General features: G+C 55.0%; 4 protein-coding genes. All 4 read left to right on the top strand.

Going from position 1 to position 3,480, the window contains the following annotated elements:
- The first annotated feature begins 715 nt into the window (after positions 1 to 715).
- The 4 genes from C468_RS19405 (at position 716) to C468_RS17870 (ending at position 3,221) form a co-directional block, all read left to right on the top strand.
- On the top strand, positions 716 to 1,213 hold the full coding sequence (locus C468_RS19405; RefSeq protein ID WP_449272008.1) for a DUF7344 domain-containing protein: 498 nt from the start codon (positions 716 to 718) through the stop codon (positions 1,211 to 1,213).
- Positions 1,128 to 1,814: a hypothetical protein gene (locus tag C468_RS17220; protein ID WP_080510568.1), complete on the top strand. Its 687-nt coding sequence runs from the start codon at positions 1,128 to 1,130 to the stop codon at positions 1,812 to 1,814. Before C468_RS19405 ends, C468_RS17220 begins: the two co-directional genes overlap by 86 nt.
- Positions 1,811 to 2,854: a restriction endonuclease gene (locus tag C468_RS17215; RefSeq protein ID WP_008847008.1), complete on the top strand. Its 1,044-nt coding sequence runs from the start codon at positions 1,811 to 1,813 to the stop codon at positions 2,852 to 2,854. Before C468_RS17220 ends, C468_RS17215 begins: the two co-directional genes overlap by 4 nt.
- Before the next feature lie 64 nt (positions 2,855 to 2,918).
- Positions 2,919 to 3,221, top strand: coding sequence for a hypothetical protein (locus tag C468_RS17870; protein ID WP_152422839.1), 303 nt, complete (start codon positions 2,919 to 2,921; stop codon positions 3,219 to 3,221).
- The last annotated feature ends 259 nt before the right edge of the window (positions 3,222 to 3,480 follow it).

Below are 3,480 nucleotides of genomic sequence, written 5' to 3'. Positions count from 1 at the left end.
AACGCTGGCTCAGTGGAGGTCATACCTCCCGATTACCGGCGACTTAGTGTAATTATACGGTCTTTCCGCGTTTCTACATAAGAGCGTGGAGATCTTAACCAACAGATCGGTTGTTAGGGTGGCTAGTGTTGGTTATGAATTAACGAGAGGCGTTTGCGCAGTCTTCAGTCACCACTAGAGTTTGATTACCGTGTATTCGATCTCTAACCCCTGTGTCGTCTGCGAATTCAACAGAGTAAACTGTTCTGACTCTCACGTCATTCGTATCTGAAATTCAATACTCTGAGAGAATTATTTTTAATCACCAGTGGATGGTGAGGTGTAATTTAAGAGGTGATTAAGAATAGAAGCAAATATTAACCTTAGAGGCGCCCAGAAAGCCAAATACCCGACCCTCAATTTGTGACACTCATATAAAAGTCACAACCAACTCTCTTCGACTTAGGCACGATTCCTGACGGAACCCTCCGGCGCTCAGACGCCGGAGGAGTCGTGCTGCCATCCAATGACAGCAACCAACCCAAACAGGGTCAGGAGTGATAACTCTGTTTCCCAGAGTGCCTCACTCAACACTGACCCACTGACACACTGCGTTGTACAGCCCAGTTCCAGTAACCCACCGAACCGTCGCCAACGAAATGCCGGTCGAACAACCATCGTGGGGTCGGTCTAAGTGACCGAACCCACCGACGATCCGACCTCGTTCACTATCCCGATGGATCCAGACCGTGCGTTCAACGCGATCGCAAACAGTCGTCGTCGCCGCGTCTTACTCTCACTCTCACAGTCGCATAGTGAGATTTCTGCTAGTGATCTGGCAGTTGAAATCGCGGCCATTGAGAATGCGATTGACCCCAGTAAAATCAGGAGCAACGAACGCACCTCAGTCTACATCTCGCTGACCCAATCGCATCTCGAGACGCTCGATGAGTGCGGCGCAATCGCGTTTGATGACCGATCGAAGTCCGTCTCTCCGACAGACGCGACCGAACCGCTCGCCGAACACATCCGCCGACTCCAGACTNCCGATCGAAGTCCGTCTCTCCGACAGACGCGACCGAACCGCTCGCCGAACACATCCGCCGACTCCAGACTGCGTGTTACAAGCCAGATTTGGAGGAGTCCCAATGACCGAGTATCAGCCAGAACTAGAGACGCTCAGAGACATCGACACGAGTTTCCACCGGCTGTTCGAGACAGTCAACGACTCTGAAGGAACTCCTTCGATGCCAGGCGATGACCCACTCTCCACACTACGGCGGGCACGGGCACAGATCGACGCCACACTGTTCGCGTATCGTCGCCGAACTGAGGACGCTACGTTTGCTGACGACGGGGCGTGTCTGCTTCAGTGGAACCCACCGAGTGCGCCACCGCGCCGCCTCCGGTTTGAACCCGATAACACTGGCGAGTCCTGGACACGCCGTGAACTCGAGTGGACTGGCGCTGAGTGGCGTCCCTGTGGGAGTGACCGCCTCGACAACGTCGCGATCCGCGCGCCAGCAGCCACCCGGTACCCTGATCCCGTCGACCCGACACCGCTCGAAACGATGCTCGAGTGGATCCGTGACAGCTGGGCGCGTCCAGATCCGCCTGCGCTCGTGTTCGCGAAGACGGCCACCACCGAGCAGGGTGTAGTCGTCTCCGTTGACGGGGACCTCCGCTACCGGGAGCGCGATAGCCCACAGTGGTATCCTGCGACGACAGACGAGTTCTACCACCACCTTCGCACTCACGGACAACCAACGCTCCTACCGCTTTCAGAGACAGCGCTGACTCGCCAGCACTTCACCCCTAGTCCACTCTCCAAATGACGGACGAACCACTCTCGCTTCCGCCGGGATTCGATCGTGGACTCACCCAGCTAATCGACGCGATCGAGACGCTCCGGGACGCTCTCTCAGAAGAGGAGACACTTACGACCGTCCAAGCTGTCACCACACGGCGGCGATTGTTTCTCGCACTTTACGCGCTCAAAGCGATCCGTCGACAGCTTGCGGATACAGAGCATCGCCCGTCCCAAGGCGATCATGAGGTGGTGACGTGGGACGACCCTGCTCAGGCACTGTATCACATCAAACTACGGCTCGATCGGCTGCTTGAGGATCTCTCCATTCAGGGGTACGACCACTCCTCACAAGAGTATTCGATCGAGCAAACACTCGAAACGATTCGAGACCACATCGTCATTCTTCAGGACGCACTTTCTGAGGGGTCGACGGACAACTCCACGCTGCTTGAGAAACTCTCCAGTCACCGATCTGTCTATGCAGACGTGGCTGGGCGTGGGGTTGGCGATGGGCGATGGCTTGAGTATCAACTCCAGCGCGCGTTGATGCGGTGGGGGTATCGAGCAGAGACGCGCCAGCACCTGTTCGGTCTCGAGGTCGACGTCGTCGCCAAGCGGAAGCCAAAACAACAGCAGCCGACTGATTGGATTGTCGCTCAGTGTAAAGACTGGACGAGCGACAAGATCACGCCGTCGACGATCTTCCGGCTGTGTACGATCGCGTTTGCCTGCCGGGCCATGCCGGTCCTCTGTCATACGACCGATATCACAGCTCGGGCTGAGGAGCTCGCCCGTCAGTTCGAAGTCCGAATTCTCGATCTGCGGGATCTTGAACGTGGTGCGCTTCCTGCGCCCCAAGTGTACAAGCCATCGGCTGAACTCAACGAGTGGCCTCCACAGAACAACGTTCGTGACTATCGGGGCACTCTCCCCGTGATGTTCTACGGAGAGCCTGGCAAACGGTTCAGCTACGTTCCTGGCTTTTCTCCCGTGGGGATGGACTACGACTACGAACCGATCGATACGGACCGAGACGACGATACGCATCCAGCAGCTGGGCACTAACTCGACTGTGAACATATGTCTCTAATACAACACTATTATTTTCTTGGTGAGTATATTGGTTCTCATGTCTAAACTACCATATCCTTCCGAGCCAAGCCGCGAAGCGATCAAATCCCATGGAAGTGCCTACGATGACGGGGTTGCTGATGCATTTAATGTCGAATCGACTGATGAGAATAGTGTGGTTAAACAGGGGATGATTGAATATCTCGCAACGGAGTGGACCAATCAGAGAATTTCACGGAATGAAATCGCGAGAGCTTGTGGTACTGCAAATATCCCGATTGAGCAGTGGTATAATGAAGAAGTGGAGTGGGACAAAGTTGTGAAACGGATTGAGAATGCCCTTGATGTGTGCTTTATGTGACCTCACCATCAATTCGTTCGGCAGCTGTGCTGACAGACAGCGTGACCCGATAATGTGGGTGCGGTCTTACTCAGAGGATTAGGTCGGGGCCCCCAGTAGACAGATTGGGCGACTGGCGGCTACGGTTCGAACGATGCTCCGACTTCGTCAGCGATAATTTGGAGATCAGTCATCCGTCTTCAGTTAAGACTCACACCTCGGTTGTGTAGCGGTAGCGAGCGTCTCTTGTAAGATCGGTCGCTGCTTGTGGATCTTTTGA

The sequence above is a fragment of the Halorubrum kocurii JCM 14978 genome, from assembly GCF_000337355.1.
In the GTDB taxonomy this organism is placed as follows: Archaea; Halobacteriota; Halobacteria; order Halobacteriales; family Haloferacaceae; genus Halorubrum; species Halorubrum kocurii.
The sequence above is the reverse complement of the archived record's forward strand: the minus strand, read 5'-3'. Positions and strand labels throughout refer to the sequence as shown.

Excerpts from the sequence above, each read along its gene's own strand:
- C468_RS17220 (WP_080510568.1), top strand. The coding sequence starts at position 1,128 with ATGACCGAGTATCAGCCAGAACTAGAGACGCTCAGAGACATCGACACG.
- C468_RS17215 (WP_008847008.1), top strand. The coding sequence starts at position 1,811 with ATGACGGACGAACCACTCTCGCTTCCGCCGGGATTCGATCGTGGACTC.
- C468_RS17870 (WP_152422839.1), top strand. The coding sequence starts at position 2,919 with ATGTCTAAACTACCATATCCTTCCGAGCCAAGCCGCGAAGCGATCAAA.